The sequence below is a fragment of the Vibrio sp. E150_018 genome (assembly GCF_053544035.1).
This window is the reverse complement of the sequence record NZ_JBHGNY010000011.1, coordinates 83,091-102,294: the sequence shown is the minus strand read 5'-3', so window position 1 is coordinate 102,294 and position 19,204 is coordinate 83,091. Positions and strand designations below refer to the sequence as shown.

Below are 19,204 nucleotides of genomic sequence, written 5' to 3'. Positions count from 1 at the left end.
CAATCTCTTATCGGTGTAAAGATGTCACTGGCGCTTGAGTTAACGCGCTCGGTTGTTTTTCTGGTTTCGGACGAGCCATATAGACAGAGACAATAATGGCAACTGAACCAACAATTTGTAGCTGAGTAAACGACTGACCAAGGAAGATATACCCCAGCAAACAGGCGGAGACTGAACTGAGAAAACCAAGAAACGACGTCGTGACCGGATTTAACTTTTCAATACCACGGAACCAAACAAAGTAACCAAAGACCCCACCGATCAGACTTAAATAGGCATAACCAGTAATATTTAGAGCCGTCAGTGTTTGAGGGAAATCCTCATACCAAAGGGCAATCGGCAACAGCATCAAACCACCCAGCGTCAATTGCCAGCCAGTAAAACCAAGTAAAGACATGCCTTTTGGGCGTCCCCAATGCTTAGTCAGTAAAATGCCCAGTGCCATACTGCATGTACCGATTAAACCGATTAAAACTCCCCACCAATTCAATTCGACCGCGCTGTTCAGAACTAAGAGGCTAATACCAGCGACACCTACCACGGCAGAGGCGACATGAGTTACGCTGAGTTTGTTTTGAAAGAAAACCGCCCCCAATCCCATAACAATGAGCGGTTGAATCGACATAACCAGAGCTGCGAGTCCACCAGGCAAGTAGTACGCCGCGGCAAACAAGCAATAAAAGAACAACCCAATATTAAGCAGCCCAAGCACTGCTATTTTCCCCCACCAAATGCCACTTGGCCGGATCTTGCAAAACAACAATAGAACCAATCCCGCACCAAGTGCCCGAATAACAGAGGCTAATAAAGGCAGGTCTGCAGGCAGCAGCTCTGTTGTGACGATATACGTACTGCCCCATACAATGGGAGCCAGTGCTGTCAAAGCCACATTCATCAAGGTTTGATATTTATTCATAGCTTTGTACCGGGTATGTACCGAAATAGCGGTCTCCGAAATCTCCAATGCCAGGTCGCATGAAGGCTTCATCATTCATGGTCTCTTCGATAGATGCGGTGATCAGTTGAACGGAAGGATGTGTGGTCATTAACCGATCCAGCCCTGCGGGAGACGCCAGAAAATTCACCACAATAATATTTTTGATAGAAACGCCCTGATCCAGCAGTACATCGATCGCTTTAAGCAACGATCCCCCCGTTGCAAGCATAGGTTCAAACAAGAACACGGTTTTTTGTGCGATCTCTGAAGGAAAGTGAGAATAGAAATATTCTGGTAGTTTGGTGACTTTATCCCTTTGAATCAGGATCTTGCCGATAGGTTGTTCTGGAAACATCTGCTTAAACTCACGCTCCATACTTTCGCCAGCACGAATAACGGAGACGCCACAGAGACCTTTTGATAGCACTTTTCCCTGATACACATCACCAATCGGTGTAGTGACATGCTGCTCTGAATATTCCAGCAATTCTGATGCTTTAATCAGCAACTGACGAATCACCTGATCACTGAAATGCATGAATGTACTTAAGTCAGCGTGCTTGTCGCGGATTTTAGTATGCAGATAGGCCAAATAGGAGGTGTGGGGCAAAACATGAACATTTCCTTGAAGACGCATAATACTTTTCCTTTTATGCTTGTTACTGACAAGATTGGTGGTAGAATACCAATAACTTTTAAGTAAGTATCTTTATCAAAAGATACAATACAGACAATACCGATCAAAAATCTTTTTTTCAAGTATCTTTTCAAAAAAATATTTTAAGGAGTGAAAATGCATTACGATCATGTAGACCGGTTGTTGGTACAATGGCAACATCAACGACCAGATCTAGACTGCTCACCGATGGGGGTCATTGGCCGCTTAAGTCGAATGAGTAGAATCGTTGATAAGAAACTAAATAAGACATTTAAAAATAACAACTTAAGTTCAGTGGAGTTCGATATACTAGCCACATTGAGACGCTTTAACGAACCGATGACCCCCACCGAGCTGTATCAGACACTGATGCTATCCTCCGGCGCAATGAGTACGCGTATTGAGCAGTTAGTGAAACGGGAGTTGATTGAACGTATCGCAAGCCCAGAAGACAGAAGAAGCTGTAGTGTTGTACTAACAAAAGAAGGTAAGAAATTGATAGATAAGGTTCTTGAGGAGCATGTTATCAATGAAAAGGCCATCCTTGACCCACTTACTGACGAACAACGTGAGCAATTGGCCAGCCTACTTAGAACCTGGCTGTTAACCAACGAATCTTAATTTCTCAAGCCTGCAGTTTTGCAGGTTTTTTTTACTCCAACTCAATAGCTCTAAATAAAGTATCTCTTTAAAAAGATACTTGACAGAATGCAACATGTTGGTATCTTACCTTCCGACACACTAATTGCATATAGGGAAATTAACTTGCTATGAGTACTTTATTAGATCAACTTGAGACTCTGCCGGAGCTAGATTCAGAGCTCCTCACCACCATCCATCAGCCATGCTTATTCACTATGCTTGACTCTCAAGTGGAGATGTACCCAGAGCATATTGCGGTCCAAGATGGTGATTCATCTATTGATTACGCGACGTTTAAGGCATTGGTGGCACACAATGCACAGCTTATCAATCAACATATCAAAGTCGATGAGCCATATATTGGTCTTTACTGTGACCCGTCATTAGAAATGATAACGGGCGCATGGAGTATTCTCGCATCCGAGCACGCGTACCTGCCTCTGGCACCTGAATACCCAGAAGAGCGAATCAGGTATATGGTTGCCGACTCTGGTGTTCGAGTGATCCTCACTCAACCACACCTAAAATCCCAGTTAGAGTCTATTGTTCCGCGAGATGTCACTGTATTGACACAAGCTGAGCTGGAGGGCCTAGACAAGAGTGACACTATACATACGGTTGAGCGCAGTGTTCCCGATGACAATCAGCTGGCCTACATCATCTATACCTCAGGCAGCTCAGGTAAACCTAAGGGGGTGATGGTGACCTACGCCAATGTCTCTCATCAAATCGCCTTTATGAAAGAACAGTTTAATTTCAATCAGCATGATCGGATCCTTCAGAAGACGCCAGCCAGCTTTGATGCCGCTCAGTGGGAAATTCTCGCGCCAGCATTTGGTAGCCAAGTCGTGGTCGGCCCGAAAGATTGCTACCGCGATCCAGATGCCATGATTGATACTTTGCTAAATCATGATATTTCTATACTACAGTGTGTACCGACGCTCCTTCAGGCATTGGTGGACCACCCGCTATTTACTGATTGCCTTCGCTTGAACAAGGTATTTAGTGGTGGTGAAACATTAACTCGCAAGCTGGCTGGTGAATTCTTGCAATGTTTGCCTCATGCTGAGTTGACCAACCTGTACGGGCCGACTGAATGTACGATCAACTCTTCTACATTTACTCTATCTCGCGATGCGTTGGCCAATTACCCAGACGCCATTTCGATTGGTAAGCCGGTCGCGAACACCTTGTACCATGTATTGCGAGAAGATGGTCAGCCAGCGCGAGTCGGTGAAATCGGTGAATTGCATATTTCCGGCGTACAAGTTGCGAAAGGCTACTATCAACGCCCTGATATGACGAATGAAAAGTTCATTGCTAATCCAAGCCCCTATTTACCAGGTCATGAAGTGATGTATAAAACCGGAGATCTTGTGAAACAAGATATTCAGGGCTATACACACTTTGTCGGCAGATCTGATAGTCAAATAAAACTCCGTGGGTACCGCGTTGAACTCGATGAAATACGCTTGGCGATAGAGAATCATCAATGGGTTAAAAGGGTCGCTATGGTGGTCAAAAATGATCCACGTACTGGTCACCAGAGCTTAATCGCCTGCGTAGAGCTCGATGAAAGACAAGCAGCCCTGATGGATCAAGGCAATCATGACAGCCATCATCAATCAAAATCCAATAAGCTTCAGGTAAAAGCACAACTATCGAACTCCGGATGCCGCGATCTGAACCACTGTGACGCCATTGATGTCCTTCCATTACCGGGAAAAACCGCAACAGCCACTCAACGAGCGAACGCCTTTGGCCGAAAAACGTACCGTTTTTTCGAAGGCGAAACTCCCATGTCAAAAGCAATACTGCTAAGTGTATTAAAACGCCAGCCTATGTCCGCACAACCTTCACGTGATGTTGAGACTCTTTCCCTTTCTGCATTTGGTCTCCTCATAAGAAACTTTGGCCAGTTCATCAGTGAAGAGCGTCTGCTTCCAAAATACGCCTATGCATCGCCAGGTGCCTTATACGCGACACAAATGTATTTTGAGATCCGTGGACTGCTCGGGATTACACCAGGGATTTACTATTATCATCCTGCAGAACACTGCTTGATCAAAATCCACACCCTGCCAACATCACATGTTCCTACGCTGAATGTCCACTTCATCGGAAAATGGAATGCTATCGAGCCTGTATATAAAAACAATCTGTTAGAAGTACTGGAGATGGAAACTGGTCATATGCTGGGTCTATTTGATGAATTACTGCCCGAACATGGCCTCTCGCTACTTCAAGACCGCTCGATTGAACGCGACAAGTTACCGACTTGGTATGATGGGGAAAGTGAAGACGTTTACCTCGGTAACTACCGATTTGAACCCTACCGAGTCACTCATCAACCAACCAGTCCGCAATGCCTTGTACAAATACATGACGATAAAGTAGCGGGACTGCTACCTGGCCTTTATCAATATCAAGATGGTGACCTACATTGGTTAACTGAACAGATGTTACAAAAGAATGATGTCATTGCTATCAACCAGAAAGTCTTCGAACGCTCAAGTTTTGGTATCGGTCTTGTGTGTAATGACGAAAACATAGATGACCACTATATCAACCTAGGTCGTGCACTTCACCGCCTGCAAAGCAACACATCACGAATTGGGGTCATGTCTTCGGGGTACAGCTCTAAAACCAATAATGATCTTTTAGCCGCTATCAAAATGCGGACCATCCTAGCCGAGCATGGCCAACCGATGAAGAGTCTTTACTTTGGTGTCGGCGGACCGATTAGCGAAGCTCAGTATACGAGTGAAGGCATGAATGAAGATCGAGTCCATATGCAGGGGCCAACTGAAATACTCAAAGACGAACTGGCCTTATTATTGCCACAGTACATGATTCCAAACAAAGTTCTGCTGCTGAATAAATTGCCGCAAACAGCCAATGGAAAGATCGACTATATTGCTCTGTCCCAGTTAGACGAACTCAAGCAGATTAATGCTAATCGACCACTCGAGCCACTCACTACAGAGACGGAACAGAAAATTGGTGAGATTTGGTGCCGTATAATGAAATGGGAGTCGGTTTCTGCCACAGACAACTTCTTTGAGTCTGGCGGAAACTCTCTAACAGCAGTGGCTCTCGTCAACCGTATAAATAATCATTTTGGGATCAAAATGCCGCTGCAGGTTTTGTTCCATACACCAAGCGTCAGCGGTTTGGCTCATTGGATTGATAATAACTCATCAGCACAAGTCCCATGTTCAAGATTAGTCCATCTAAACCAAAGTCTTCACAGTCCAGTATTCTGCTGGCCCGGTCTTGGTGGCTATCCGCTTAATCTTAAGCACCTTGCCAATGAGTTGTTCACCGAGCGAGCCTTCTATGGCGTTCAGGCTGAAGGAATTAATGCCGATGAAACACCACTCGCGTCGATCAGTGACATGGCTAAAGCAGACATCCAACAAATGAAAAAAGTCCAACCTGAAGGTCCCTATACACTTTGGGGATACTCCTTTGGTGCGCGAGTAGCGTTCGAAGCCGCTGCACAATTGGAAAGCATGGGCGAAACTGTTGAAGCACTCTACCTGCTGGCCCCCGGTGCTCCGATCACACAGATGGAAAGAGAGCAAAAATTTGAGCATAACGCCAGCTTCAAAAATCCAGTATTTCTGGCCATTTTGTTCTCTGTGTTTGCTCACAAAGTGGACGGTCGCCTGATGGAGCGCTGTCTGGAACTGTGTCATTCAGAGCAAGACTTTGTCGCATTCATCTGTGAACGATTCCCTATGTTGGATCCCGATTTAGTCAAACGTATTATTCGTATCGTCACCATGACGTATGGCTTTAGCTATCAGTTCGAGGAGTTAAAAAATCGCTGCTTAAATGCACCAGTTACCATTGTTAAGGCACAAGATGATCATTATTCATTCCTTGAAAAAGCAACAACCTTTAGCAGAGAAAGTCCAACCTATGTTGAGCTAGATGCCGACCACTATCAGGTCCTAAAAGCCCTCGGAGTGCAGGAGCTCAAACAAAAACTGTGGGCCAACAACCAAGAACAACAAAAGTAGGATGAAGGAAATGATTACACTTGAATTTCACCCAGAAGTAAAAGCTGCACTTAAAACAGGTCAACCCGTCGTAGCACTGGAATCTAATGTGATTACTCATGGGTTAGACTATCCTGACAACGTTAACACGGCCCTCAAAGTAGAAGAAGCCGTGCGTGAATCTGGTGCCATACCCGCAACAATCGGCATCGACAATGGCGTGGTGTTAGTAGGTATGAATCGCGAACAGATCGAGCGCTTTGCATCAACCCCAAATATTCCGAAAGTCTCGAGCAGAGACCTACCTTTTATTTTGGCTTCAGGCAAAATGGGGGCAACAACCGTAGCGTCCTCCCTTGTTATAGCAGAACTCGCCGGCATCTTGTTTTTCAGTTCTGCAGGAATAGGAGGTGTTCACCGCGGAGCTGAAACCTCGATGGATATATCTTCGGATTTGATTCAATTTACGCGCTCCAAAGTGGCTATCGTCTGTGCCGGAGCAAAAAATATTCTCGATATCGGTCTGACTCTGGAATATTTAGAAACCCAATGCGTACCAGTAGTGTCATACCGATCTGACGATTTTCCAGCGTTTTACTGTCAGAGCAGTGGACACAAAAGCCCAGTGAGAATGGATCATGCAGATGAGATAGCCAGAGCCATTGAAATCAACCGATCTCTACCTGGATCAGGTGGTTTAGTGATTACAACGCCAACCCGAGATGAAGATGCTATCGATAGTCAGGATATCCAGCTGTTGGTTCAAGACGCTGTAGCGAGAGCAAAACGAGAGGTAGTAACAGGAAATTCGGTGACCAAGTTCATTATGAAAGCGATCGAAAAAGCCACTGAGGGGCGTTCTGCTGAAGCAAATCAAGCAGTGCTGATTAATACGGCTCGAGTAGCAGGAGAACTCGCAGTAGCACACCACCGTCATTATCCACAGAAATAACCCTGCTCAGATTCCCTTCTGACGCCATTCGGCCTGAAGTCACTTATCAATGAAAGGTTGCTATATGACCTTCAGGCCACAGAAACATCAAAACACATCGACAAGGAAAATGTGCTGTGATAATGAAAGATCCTGCCCGTACTGGAGACAATTGCGCGGTGCGCCTTTATCATCAGTTTAGGAAACTTACTAACTACATCAACGATCTACAACGGACAGAGCTCAAACATCATCGAATCTCCCTTAACGAGTTTACGATTCTTGACGTTTTACAACAGCATAGCACCAAGGAGGATCTCAAACCCTCTGAGCTTGCTTACTACACAGGAGTCACTACCGGGACGATTACGGGACGCTTGGACTCGCTAGAGCGCAAAGAACTCACTTTACGTTACTCTGATCCGGTTGACCGTCGAAGCATCAGAGTTCAGTTAACCGAGAAAGGTCAGGAGCGAACACTTCAATATCGCGAGGGCTTGAATCAGATTTGTAAACGTACTTTCCGCTCCCTCAGCCAAGCAGAGCTCAAGAGTACTCTATCTAAAATATCACTTAGCTCTAGTGACAAGGCCTCTTCTTGACCAAGATTAACGCGAAATTAAACAACTTTTTGGCCAACATCAAAAACTTGGTTCGCTTCTGGAAAACCGTTATCGACGATCTGAAAGAGGCTCTCGGTACAATGACATCATCAACACCTGGCATCTCACTAACCTTAGTTGATTCTCTGGTTACGTTAGAAGTCAACTCCAAAGCGAACCAACAACTTGTCGTGAGAAGGGGGTAACCTCAATGCAACTACAAATTGTTTTCACCAGAAGTCCTTTCGATCTGGAGAAGTGTTTAGATGCCACTGAATATCAGCGCTTCAATCGATTTCAGTTTGAAAAAGAACGGATCGAATACGCTTTTGCACATAGCTTGAAACGCCACATACTAAGTCAAAATTACCCAAAGAACGGAAAAATGGCCTGGCAGTTCTTTACAAATAAGAACGGTAAGCCATTTGTAAAAGAACCATTATCATTTAACTTAAGTCATAGTTCGGGAGCAGTCGCCTTAGCTGTTCTAAAGGGGAAAAGCCAACTTGAGGTAGGCATAGATATTGAGGTCTATAAAAATAGGGAGGATATATCGGAGCTCGCAGAGGCCATATTGCACCCGGCAGAAAGGAATCACTTAATTACCACTCCTAATATAAATCAGGGCTTTCTTAAAATATGGACAGCTAAAGAGTCCCTACTTAAAGCCGTTGGCTGTGGGCTAGGTGATAGGCTAAACACCATAAACTGTGCAGCGAGTTTAGAGGACCAACCGTATAAACTACGCTGGCAAGAAAAGAGCTACAAGACAAAAACCATTTGTCTAGGTTGGGGAGCTCTCAGTGTCTGCTGGCAAAGTGACATACCAATCGGGGATATTAGTTTCACACAAATCGACAACATAGGATTTTATACTCCGATAAAGTCTTGACGACCTAATTTAAAAAAGAAGGTGTAGTGGATAAAGTTTGTATTGGAATAGATATGCAAAAACTAATCACAGAAGAAATTGTTAAAAGCGAAATAAACTTGGAGGTTGTGAGCAGCACTAAACTGTACTATGCCCAGCTATAACTACAAGTATTGCAAACTCAACAGCGTGAACCATTGCTGAGTAATCGCACTAACGCGCTATGGGGCAGAACCGTCTTAGAGCCATAACATCCGTAATCACAAAAGGCAGCGTACCTATTGAAGAACTCTGCCTTTTAGTATGAAACTTTAATTCTACTCACACACAACTATTCACAGAAAACGTTCAGCACTGTAGAGGAAGCCAGTGGAAAAGTTACTCAAGTGTTTCGGCTACTCGAAACGAAAAAGAAGCGAATATGCACCAATACAGTATAAATAGCCTTTATCTCTGGAAGAGAATACGAAAGAATTTCGTAAGCTTGTTACCGACAGTAACAAATGGATTCTTCAAAGAACAACTGAAGCAAATGAGCAGATTGGACGTTTTCTTAACATTGTTCTTTTATTAGAACATAAGTTAGATTTGCTGCTGAATAGCTTCGATGTCGATATTGCAGACAAAACATTCGGTGCCAAGATAGAGACATTCAAGGACTTCATAAAAACATATAACTACGAAGATAATAGTGAAAAAAGGGAGTATAGGAAGCTAATCCCGCCTCTACATGAAATAAGACGAACTCGAAACGAACTGGCACACGATATACGAATCTCTGGTTTTTCACCATCGCAATTTCCTCAAATGCATGCGTATGTTAAGAACACCTTGCCAGAAAAGCTAGACCTACTCACTGCGTTCAATAGTGAAGAGGATAAAGCCACTCTAATCCTAGTAAACTTCTGTTTTATAGCATCTATTGAGATTGCTCATCTCCGTCTGTCAATCAAGCAATAGATATAGGAAGCACTATCTTGAGACTAGATATGCTTTTAACAGGAACAGGTCAACTGAGCTAGATTACATTCTCTAGCTCAGTTTTTATTCACAAGTAGCTTATTTGTAAGACCAATACTTATGTTTTAGGAAGCGTTAGAAACAGAGCTGTTTGCAGGAGATACTGGTTTAGAAATAACAACCTTTGGAACTATGTCATCAGTTTTAGGCTCGCTATTTTCAGGCGTTGTAGTGCTGATTGATTGTTGCGGAGCTTGCGCTTGAACTTCGCTTGCATCGTCTCTATTAAGTACAATAACAATAAAGGCTACAGCTAGAAAGCAGATAAACCAGATAGACTTTTTCATAAAGCTAGAGTTTGCCTTTGCCTTACCTAGTAAGCCTGAAAGGTCAGTTATTGTCTGTTGTGCCCTCTGTCTTATTTCTACTTTTTCATTTAAGACGTCATATCGTTTGAACTCAGCTGTAATCTGTTTCTCGATATGCATGAATGTACTGTTGTGAACCTCTAGAGAGCGATGCACAATTATAGTTGTAACCAGTATACCAATTGCAACTGCAATCCCATCTACCATCTGATCAATCTTCATCACTGCGCCAATTACGATTAAAGCACCAGGGATAGTTAAGGCTTTATTCTGGGCACTAGATAAAATTTCATTTATCTTAGAGGTGTAAGTCAAGTCTTTCTCATTAATTTCATGAAGAACTTTGTTTATGCTAAAACGCCTAACAAAAAGATCGTGATGTTCCTCATAACGTTTATGAAAATTTTCAATTGAACCTAAGATTTTTTTGAATATTTCTGAATTAGAGTGACAAGTAGAAATAATCTCATGAAATGCAGAACGCATCACAGATATTCTTTCTGAATCTTGGCTATCACCGAGAGCAATTAACTTACGCAGCTTTTCAACCAAAGAAAGTTGCCCGTTTTCGGTCAGTATTTCCTTTAGTTCACTCCACTTTAGGGTAGGTTTAAAGTCGTATTTAGCTACACCATCGTCAGTTTCGATAATATAGAATAATTTTCGAGAACCTTTTGCACATCCGTCTTGAGGAGGCTCACACTGATCAGCTAAAGAAGCAAGTAATTGTCTGACCGAACAAAATAGCTCCAGTGCTCGCTTATTTTGCGTATCGTCAAATGAGGATTGATTAGCCTCTAATATGTAAAAGTATAGTGGTAGCTTCGACGTATTTTCAACTATTGAGAATAGGTCATCCCAACTCTTGTGAATCGGGCAGGTTTCTGACCAGCTCGCTGCACTCAATGAGATATTTGCATTGCCTTGACGAATAGTTCTCACTTCATCAAATGAGTACCCAACGCTTTTTAATGTCTCTTCAACCATTTGACAAGCAGTAGCTTCTGAAGACAATAAAACCTTCAGTTCGCCATCACTAATCGATAGCGAGTTTTCACTTAAAATATTGACAAACGACTGAAAAATATCGTTATTCATCTTTGGCATTAGCAGTTGCAAGCTTCATCAACTCTTTTTTCTGCTCCTGATCAACAATTAAAAATGTTAGTCGACCATCTTCATACTCGACTACATGACCTGAACTCGCTGGTCCAATTTGCTTTTTCAAAATCTTAGCTGAAAAGCTTTTATCTCCGGCAACCAGCTCTATTGACTGTCCAGCCTTAACACTATTCAAGGTAGGCTCGATATGATGATTGATCTCATATCCGTTGTTGTTGATAAAAGACTCAAATGTTCCTTTCAATGGTGAGTCATCAGGAAGTAAGCCATCAACAGCATTACACAAAGTCGATAAAGAGATAGGTTTTCCGCTCTTATGGGCTGCTTCAAGCAGTGTTTCAACTTTAGAGGTAGCATCCATATAGAAATCGTTAGAGAGCTGGTATCGATCTTGGTAATCACTTACCGCATGGCGAAGGTTCTTGATTGAATCGACGTTACCTACGTTTCTCTCATCACACCCAAATGCGGTTTTAAAAAATGCACCTGTTGATGTTCCCTTAATAAACTTTAGATAAGTATCATCAGTCGGTACATTCGGATAAACTTCGTCAAATAACGTGAGGTCAAATAATGCAGCTTGTCTTAGCGCATCAAGATTCAAGTGACTGCTGTCCTTTGGAACCAAGCTTTCCTCGTCGAAATCGAAACCATCTTTCTTGGTCACCCAGATGGCTAGTAATCGACCGATATCAGTGTCTTCGTGGCCTTTATAGTGCATAAACACGATATTACCACCAGCAACTTTGTGTACACCGACTTCCTTCGCTGCAGCAACAAGGGAATCCATGAACGTCTTCACCAGCCCTGAGAATGTAATTTCTTTGCCAATGTAAGTTTTCAGGAGGCTAGGAGCAGAACCCAGAGAGTTGTTCTCTGTAAAATAGCCATGAAACTTGTTCTTACCTTTAAACTTTTTCTCTACTTCAGATATGAGTTTGAAACTAACATCATCATTCTTAGGCCAAAGATCACCGATCTTAGCTTCAAGCTTGGAGCTACCAGCTTGCGTGATAAATTCCGCAGTCATAGCTGCTACAGCGACAAGCTCTGGTCGCTCAACCTGTTCTAACTCAGCACAACGAGGGCACTCTTCTAAAGTATCCTCGTAGGAAAAATCACACTCAACACAACTCAGCACATGAATTCCTTAATAAAGTATATGTTTGACTATCTAAAACTGCACACCCAGAAACCTGTATATAAACACAGAGTACATTATTATTCATTATAATGAATAATACAGGGTGTTGAAATTTCTGGTCAAACAGAACATCTGAGAATTGTTCTGTTTGACGTTGTAGAGTTACAAAAGTAGAAGACACGTCGCTGCTTCTCGTCGTCAGCTTTGTTTTTCTAACCTAAATTGATAAAGTTAGAGTAAAGTATCTAGCTCATTATTGCCCAAAAATGAGATTCATACTTACTATAGCCGACTGGCTTTAAAGGTCGGTGCTGAACTGGTCTAAAGAAAATTAGACGTGATAAACATTCAAGTGACCTTGCTCATATTATTTCATGCTTGCAAGCATTAGGTAGATATTGTGGATATCGGTTTATATAACTTAATGCCCTCATCAGTACCTATACTTTGATATGTCGGTAAAACCAGGCCATTAGTTTTCCAGTAACGTTTCAAACCAGAGAGTACCTTGTCGGCGGTGGGAGGTGGACTTAACAGCATTTCTTGATAGGCTAGCTCTAAATGTTGCAGAAAGCTTTCCGACGGAGGCCGTCCTGAAAAATCGTCAAGGCTTGGTGAAAACTTAATCCCAACAATCTCACATATTGCTTTTTCCAATCCTTGTGGCCTAGCTTCAACCACTTCAAAACGTTGCTGTTCCTCCGCGTTTCTTCCGCACGGAGTATACCAGTAACCGAAATCGTCCAAACTTCTTCGCCGATCGCCAGCTAAACAATAGTGGGAAATTTCATGTAAAAGGCTGCGTGGATAGTTGCTTCTAAAATAAAGAACTGCATTGGTATTTGCCCGTGGAGCTTTGTAAAACGGCTCCTCGGCTTCGCCTTTTAATGTTAAATTAGGAAAAATACTCGCAAACGCGTCTATCAAATTTTTACAGTATTCATCATCGGTACTACTTATATTCATTTCTTTATTTCCAGATACAACTTGACTGTTCGAGATGAAACATCCAAAAAGATAAAAATTCATTAATATACGCTCATTTAGCGTACATTAGGCATTCGAGTCATTTTAACATCCTTAGCCTCTACCAACCCAGTTTCAAGCTCAAAATTACGCCTTACTACATTCAGGTACTCGACCATTAACAGGTCGTAGCCTTGCTTAAGCTGATTATAGTCTCTAATTACTTTTTGCTTTAATTCTTTCTGCTGCTCAATTTTAGCTCTAGCCGTTAGCGTTATTGGTGCGTATTTCTTTCTCGCTTCCTCAGCATCAGCAATGGCGTCACACAGTAATGGGTACCTTTCATAGCGCACATAACCTTTTCCGCGGCCAGCCTCACGCCCCACTGCATCTTTAGTGATTCTAAATCTCGTCGACTTGGTATCAACAATTTTGGTTTTTCCGCTTTTTAAGCGGTCAAGGGCTCCCCAATATTCATTTTCAATCTTACTTCGTGTCTTCAAGTGACCTCCTCGGATTCAATGAGTCTCAGCAGAAAACGATCAATTTGCTTAATATTATCCTTGTACTCTTGTCGTGCACGCTTAGGAGCACCTTTGGCTAGCTGAGCCTCATAGAACTCTTTTGTTTGCTCGAGTGCAGCTCTGGAACCAGGCAGGAATACGGCATTTTCGCAACTAATACAGGCGGATGCGAGTACACCTGCGCCTTTATTACAAGCCGCTACAGATACACATCCTCCCACCAATGTAGAACGATAACGAAACTTCCCATTTTTTACCGCTTGTTTTGTATCTTCACGATTTTTTAAGAACTGAGGCAACTCATCTCTATCCTTTTGGGCTCTCAGTCTTTTTCCTGCGATACCTTCTAATGGCTGTTCCCTTTCTAGAAGTGTGTAGAAACTATCCGCTTCAGCACGCGCTTTGGCATCTGACCACTCAGCACGTAAGGCTTTGATCTCAATTTCATCACCCAGAATATTTATGGCTCTTGAATTTGAATCTGAGTAATATACTGTCATCACCATGCTGATATGTTTAAGCTGCGCCTTGAGTACCGGATATGACACCATTCCGCTAACTGCCGCATAGACTGTCATTGACCGTCTCAACTGATGGAACGTAAGAGGCCAAGCTTTACCCAGCTTGATAGCACTTGGCACTCCCTCCCCATACAAAAACCAACTTGTTTCCGCTATATCCTGCTCTCTAATTTCCAGCTCTTTCTTGTAGATTTTTTCATTTATATACTTTAAGCATAAAAATGTTGTTGTAAAATTAAAATTCCTATGAGGAATACCGCTTATTCCTTGTTCAACGGACAAGAAAAGAGGTGTTTCCTGTTCAGAGATATCAGTTATTCGCCTGTCGCCAGACCATTCAAGTACACCTTCAGTGATTATCTTTGCAACTTTAAAAGCGACTTCTACGACAGAGCATGTCACCCACTTAGTAAACCTAGGAACTCCATTGGGCTCAAGCTTTGTTGTTGTCGACCAAACGACAGGAATAGGACCATTTTCAGTATTTATTGTTTTTAATCCGTTTAAGGGAATTGCCAACAACTCACTCTTTCTCATACCAGTAAATGCAGAAATTAAAATGGCACACCTAAGCTGCCACCCCTTTAATTTATCTACAAGCCCCCCCCAACTTTCATTTTTTGAAATACCGGCTTCATAAATCTCTTTTAAGGCTTTAGAAGCATCTACATTTTCACGCAATAATTTTCTCCAATGGTGTGGGATTCGTGCACTTTGATTCCTTGTTATTGCAGTCGCTACCAGACCTCTATCAAACTCAACGCCTTTATCTCTCGCTATACTTCGCAACGCAAAAACAAGCTTTATGGCTTTCTCGTGCTGTAAGAAACAATCTAGATCTTCGATAGTTTTCTTGAGCACACTTTGATATATTTCCGATGGAATGAGGAGAGTCTGTAATGATTCCGTGGTTTCTGGGAATTTTTTTCTGGTTCTCTTTAATCTGTCTATAAATTCAATCGACGGACTTACTTCTTGCCAGAACATATTACTACTGAGTGCCGTTGCGGTATCTGCGATGCGTTGTATTTTTCCGAGCAATAGCCCAGTCTGTTTTGTTGTTGAAGCTCGACTCGTTAGAAAATCTATTGCGTCGGGAGTAGAGAATATATTCTTAGGTGAAATACCACAATCTAGACAGTAACGTATCAAAAACGAAACTGCAGTTACATCACCGTTAAGCTTAGACATTGAGCACCCACCCACTGCACTTATCCAATATAACGTTAGAATTTTAATAAATTCATTGGCTACATCAAATTTATGTCTGCTCTCTACTCTACCTCCATCAGCAGGGGTAATGTTCTCGATCTTTGTTCTGAAATTAATGAATCGAATTGTTGAACTTGTAGCACTATAATCCCAAATATCATCACTAAATATTGATTTAGGGCTTCCATCTTTGTTAATCGTAACCACCATATCATCAGCAGGCTTTACTGATGAAAGGTCACTTGGTGGATAGACCTCCATAACAATTGGGTTACGTAACATTAATTTCGACAAACTATACCTCTCTTCCAGAACGGTTTGCTCGACGTAGCAAGATTTCAATTTGCCTACCCCAATGTTGATTGAAGTTACCCATTTCTATATTGTCCTCGGCCAGCCTTATGACTTCTCTAAGCTCATGATTATTATTGCTTACAAAATCCAAAATTTCTTCAATTCTAAATATTGCAGGCTTAACAACTGCTTCATGGTGCTCTGAATCATTTCTGATCATTGAAGTGGTATTCAACGCTTCTTTGAGACTTAAGAGTTTATGGATATCTTCAAAATCCTCATGGATTGCGAAGTATTCACAGAAAAGGCAACTTTCAAACGTACCACAGGCTGGCTCAGGAGCTTTAGAATTAAACCCCTTGGCTCTCGACGGTACTACCCCATCTATGTTAGAGCATGATCCGGTAGCTATTCTTTCCGATTCATCTTCACTTGCAAAAATCACGGGAATGGAGCTATGAGTTGTGCGATTAAAATACCGAACTTGAGAACTCAGCTCTTCATGATAACGGTTCATTTCTTGAGCCTGCGTTTCTATATCAATTGACGTATAAGATTTTGCTGTCGTTGTAATCGAATTGTTTAATTTCTTTGCAATCAAAGAAACTTTACCTTGTGATTTTCGAATGAAATATTCACCCGCCAGTTGCCTTATATCCCTTGATGAAACATTAGCAACTCCTTTAAATAAAAAAGATTTTCTGGTGAGTGATACATTGTTACTTCTATCAAATCGTTTTAACTTACTACCCTCCCCAATTTTGACGAACAAATACTTTTGCACATCCCCAGGTAGTCCAAGACTTTCAGCCCATGCTCTTAACTTTAAATATTTTAATACCTCTCGCTTCAACTGACTGGGCGCTTCAAATTTAATAGATCTGCCCGCTCGAAATTTGTGCTTCTTTGCGAAAGCGCTAAAGCCTACCTTATTGGTGTCTATATCCGATATTTGAAGATCAAGTGTGGGCTGAACATTTGCCGCAGTGAATGCAAGATAAATCTGAAAAAAGCAAAATACGCTCAAATTATAGGCGTAGATCTTTTGAGGTGTTAACTTCCCCTGTATCCATTTGTTTCTATTGTGAATAAGCGCTCTATCATAAAATTCTGCCTTCGTTGCGAACGTACCTTGAAAATTTTTTGCTAGGACATCTTTTATTTCTTGATACGGGAGCGGCTCACCTTTTTGAGTAAAGCAGTTTGGCAAACTCACCAAAGAGTTCCCTTTATATGAATGCCAATATAGATGCTCACGTTCATCATACGGAGGGCTCACCGGAATAGGGTATTGGTTATCTAAAATAGAGTCAGCAAATTGATTGAAATAAACAGCACACGTACGTAAGTAAACCTGTCCATCTTTAAGGCTTACAGACCTGCTCTCGTTTACTGTATGAGACTGCCGGCTACGTTGCTTCGGTATAAGAGCAAGAATTTCATTGTTCGATAACTGAAATGCCCACTGAATGAAGTTTCGTGCAGTATTTAAGCGTTTAAAAATAGACGATGATTTTAAAGAAGAATTACCACTCACACAGCCCCTTTGATCAAGTATGTTTTGATAACGCTGATATTCACTCACCAACTCGTCTCGTGTGATTGGCTTTAAACCTCCGTCAAAATCACAAAAATGAAAAAAGTGCCGCAAACAGTGCAGATTCTGCCGAAGCGTTTCATCACGCCACCCTCTGTGAAATGCTGTATACAAATAGTTTCGAAGCCACTCAACTCTTACTGATGATAAAGAATTTCTATTCACTGAGCTGGGGATATAGTGTTTACCACTCAGGTGGTGTGCTGAGTCCATTTCACGATCTAGATAACACACTCTGCCAATATCAACTTTAAAGTGTATACCATCTGATCTGACCCCTTTAACCACCACTGCCTGAGGAGAATACACTTTGGGCAAGTAATTAGGGTTAACTTCAATTAAGGGACGGCAGTCGATAGAGTCATTCATAGTCATCTCCACACATCATCTCGCCAAATGCTTCTTGTATGTCATTAAACTCGGAAAGTTCAGAGTCAAAGTTTAGATAACCTTCTGTCGTTTTAAAATTACTGTGATTCAAACGCTGCCTAACATGATCGAAAATCTTTGAATCAGAATAACCTTTTGCTCTCATATGCCTCACGATATTCATGCCCATAGTCGCCCTGAGGTCGTGAAAAGTGAACACTTTAAAGTTTGGTTCAGCTTTTTGGATTCGACAAATAAACCTTTTCAGTTCATTCCTAAGAGATTGACCATTCTTGGGCACCATCATAGATGCTTTAATATTCCAGGAAGCTTTAGGGTCTTGGCGAGCTAGGAGTTCTCTTTGAGCTGTATAGTAAGGATTGCCCCCTCGGGTTAAAAATACATAGTTGTCATCTGTATCACCATAAAAACTATTGTCATTGCGCCTTCGGTCTTCGGCACGCTCACAGTCAATATAAGCCATCAAATCATAAATTAGCTCACGTCTAAAAATCAGCCGATTTAATCTGCTTCCTTTAGTATCAGCTTTGTAGCGTTGACCTCCATTTATAACAACATAAGACATTGATGGGGTTGTTACTAATTCACTATAAGCTTTCTTAATACAGCCGATACTTAATGTGCATACAGTTTGTTGTCTTGCTCCTGTTTCAAGTGCTACTCGAATCATTAACTCAAGCTCTACCGATGCGTAATTTTTTCTAAAGCTATCGAACATGATCTGTTGTTCCTCTCCGGTTAGAGGACGCAATCTTCCTCCATCTCTTAGCTTCCCTATCGGAGAATTGTGATTCCTGCTGCTCTTAATTCTAAGGTCATTCGTAATGACCTGAGTGCTTCGAACTAAACCAACTCGGTTAGTAGCCATAATCGACTTTCTTATCTTTGTGAATGGCTGATTATCTAAACTAGCTTCTGTCACTAACGATTCATAGCGGATGTTTTTATAGAAATGGGCAACCGTAGAAAGTACATTATTAATGCTTTCAGCACTAAAATCATGGTTGTTCAAAGCTTGAATCATGAACAACCTGAACTTTTGGGGTGCACGCTCATAGTAAAGCTTGGGAAGATCGAGAAAATGCTGACCAGTATCCTCTAAGTACTGTAAGTAGTACTTCAAGTGAATTGCTCGAGCGGTGAGTGTTCTCATATTTGAGAGATTTGGCTTTTCTAGTTGGCCTAATAAATAGGCGTTGCCAATATCCCAAGGTAGACCGTTTGATTGAAGGATGACAGGCATCTTTGGAAAATAACCACTGCTTTCTATCTGGGAAAAGCGATATTCATATTCGTCAATCTCTTCCCCAGCCTCCCACATCAGCCACCCCTTATAAAAGTGACCTAAATGGATAACTCTCGCTGTTGATTTAAACAGATCATTGAGGGTGTTTTTCACCTATAGAATCTCCTTAGGATGTACATTATTCCTAGTATGAGTTTCTTAGTATGTCAACC

Annotated in this window: 15 protein-coding genes; 6 read left to right on the top strand and 9 right to left on the bottom strand. The window is 41.9% G+C overall.

Annotated elements, in window-relative coordinates; translation table 11 throughout:
• Positions 1-7: 7 nt before the first annotated feature.
• On the bottom strand, positions 8-916 hold the full coding sequence (locus ACE3G9_RS11860) for an EamA family transporter (protein WP_239832915.1): 909 nt from the start codon (positions 914-916) through the stop codon (positions 8-10).
• Complete coding sequence (gene upp / locus ACE3G9_RS11855; RefSeq protein ID WP_088720801.1) at positions 909-1,574, bottom strand: uracil phosphoribosyltransferase; 666 nt, start codon at positions 1,572-1,574, stop codon at positions 909-911. Before upp ends, ACE3G9_RS11860 begins: the two co-directional genes overlap by 8 nt.
• A 156-nt stretch (positions 1,575-1,730) precedes the next feature.
• On the opposite strand from upp, the gene ACE3G9_RS11850 reads away from it, so the two are divergent.
• The 6 genes from ACE3G9_RS11850 (at position 1,731) to ACE3G9_RS11825 (ending at position 8,669) form a co-directional block, all read left to right on the top strand.
• On the top strand, positions 1,731-2,216 hold the full coding sequence (locus ACE3G9_RS11850; RefSeq protein WP_088720800.1) for a MarR family winged helix-turn-helix transcriptional regulator: 486 nt from the start codon (positions 1,731-1,733) through the stop codon (positions 2,214-2,216).
• A gap of 149 nt (positions 2,217-2,365) precedes the next feature.
• On the top strand, positions 2,366-6,265 hold the full coding sequence (locus tag ACE3G9_RS11845) for an amino acid adenylation domain-containing protein (RefSeq protein ID WP_449219234.1): 3,900 nt from the start codon (positions 2,366-2,368) through the stop codon (positions 6,263-6,265).
• 10 nt (positions 6,266-6,275) lie between these two features.
• Positions 6,276-7,196 carry a pseudouridine-5'-phosphate glycosidase gene (locus ACE3G9_RS11840; RefSeq protein ID WP_449219233.1) on the top strand — a complete coding sequence of 307 codons (921 nt, stop codon included), beginning with the start codon at positions 6,276-6,278 and terminating at the stop codon, positions 7,194-7,196.
• 122 nt (positions 7,197-7,318) lie between these two features.
• Positions 7,319-7,777 (top strand): MarR family winged helix-turn-helix transcriptional regulator, encoded by a 459-nt coding sequence (locus ACE3G9_RS11835; RefSeq protein ID WP_449219232.1) that lies wholly within the window; start codon positions 7,319-7,321, stop codon positions 7,775-7,777.
• Positions 7,774-7,983, top strand: coding sequence for a hypothetical protein (locus tag ACE3G9_RS11830; RefSeq protein ID WP_088720797.1), 210 nt, complete (start codon positions 7,774-7,776; stop codon positions 7,981-7,983). Before ACE3G9_RS11835 ends, ACE3G9_RS11830 begins: the two co-directional genes overlap by 4 nt.
• Positions 7,984-7,988: 5 nt before the next feature.
• Positions 7,989-8,669, top strand: a complete 681-nt coding sequence (locus ACE3G9_RS11825) for a 4'-phosphopantetheinyl transferase family protein (RefSeq protein ID WP_449219231.1) — start codon at positions 7,989-7,991, stop codon at positions 8,667-8,669.
• 1,064 nt (positions 8,670-9,733) lie between these two features.
• Here ACE3G9_RS11825 and ACE3G9_RS11820 read toward each other — a convergent pair.
• The 7 genes from ACE3G9_RS11820 to ACE3G9_RS11790 all read right to left on the bottom strand — a co-directional run bounded on the left by ACE3G9_RS11820 (position 9,734) and on the right by ACE3G9_RS11790 (position 19,145).
• Positions 9,734-11,083, bottom strand: coding sequence for a hypothetical protein (locus ACE3G9_RS11820; RefSeq protein ID WP_449219230.1), 1,350 nt, complete (start codon positions 11,081-11,083; stop codon positions 9,734-9,736).
• Positions 11,067-12,239, bottom strand: coding sequence for a nucleoid-associated protein (locus ACE3G9_RS11815; protein WP_449219229.1), 1,173 nt, complete (start codon positions 12,237-12,239; stop codon positions 11,067-11,069). Before ACE3G9_RS11815 ends, ACE3G9_RS11820 begins: the two co-directional genes overlap by 17 nt.
• 390 nt (positions 12,240-12,629) lie before the next feature.
• Positions 12,630-13,271, bottom strand: coding sequence for an elongation factor P hydroxylase (locus ACE3G9_RS11810; RefSeq protein WP_449219228.1), 642 nt, complete (start codon positions 13,269-13,271; stop codon positions 12,630-12,632).
• 14 nt (positions 13,272-13,285) lie between these two features.
• A complete protein-coding gene (locus ACE3G9_RS11805) occupies positions 13,286-13,711 on the bottom strand; it encodes a hypothetical protein (RefSeq protein WP_449219227.1) in 426 nt (141 codons plus the stop codon).
• The gene (locus ACE3G9_RS11800) at positions 13,708-15,759 is read right to left on the bottom strand and encodes a hypothetical protein (protein WP_449219226.1); all 2,052 of its coding nucleotides are present in this window, start codon (positions 15,757-15,759) and stop codon (positions 13,708-13,710) included. The genes ACE3G9_RS11805 and ACE3G9_RS11800 overlap by 4 nt, the downstream gene beginning before the upstream one ends.
• 1 nt (position 15,760) lies before the next feature.
• Positions 15,761-17,725 (bottom strand): hypothetical protein, encoded by a 1,965-nt coding sequence (locus tag ACE3G9_RS11795; protein ID WP_449219225.1) that lies wholly within the window; start codon positions 17,723-17,725, stop codon positions 15,761-15,763.
• Positions 17,718-19,145 (bottom strand): tyrosine-type recombinase/integrase, encoded by a 1,428-nt coding sequence (locus ACE3G9_RS11790; protein ID WP_449219224.1) that lies wholly within the window; start codon positions 19,143-19,145, stop codon positions 17,718-17,720. Before ACE3G9_RS11790 ends, ACE3G9_RS11795 begins: the two co-directional genes overlap by 8 nt.
• Positions 19,146-19,204: the final 59 nt, after the last annotated feature.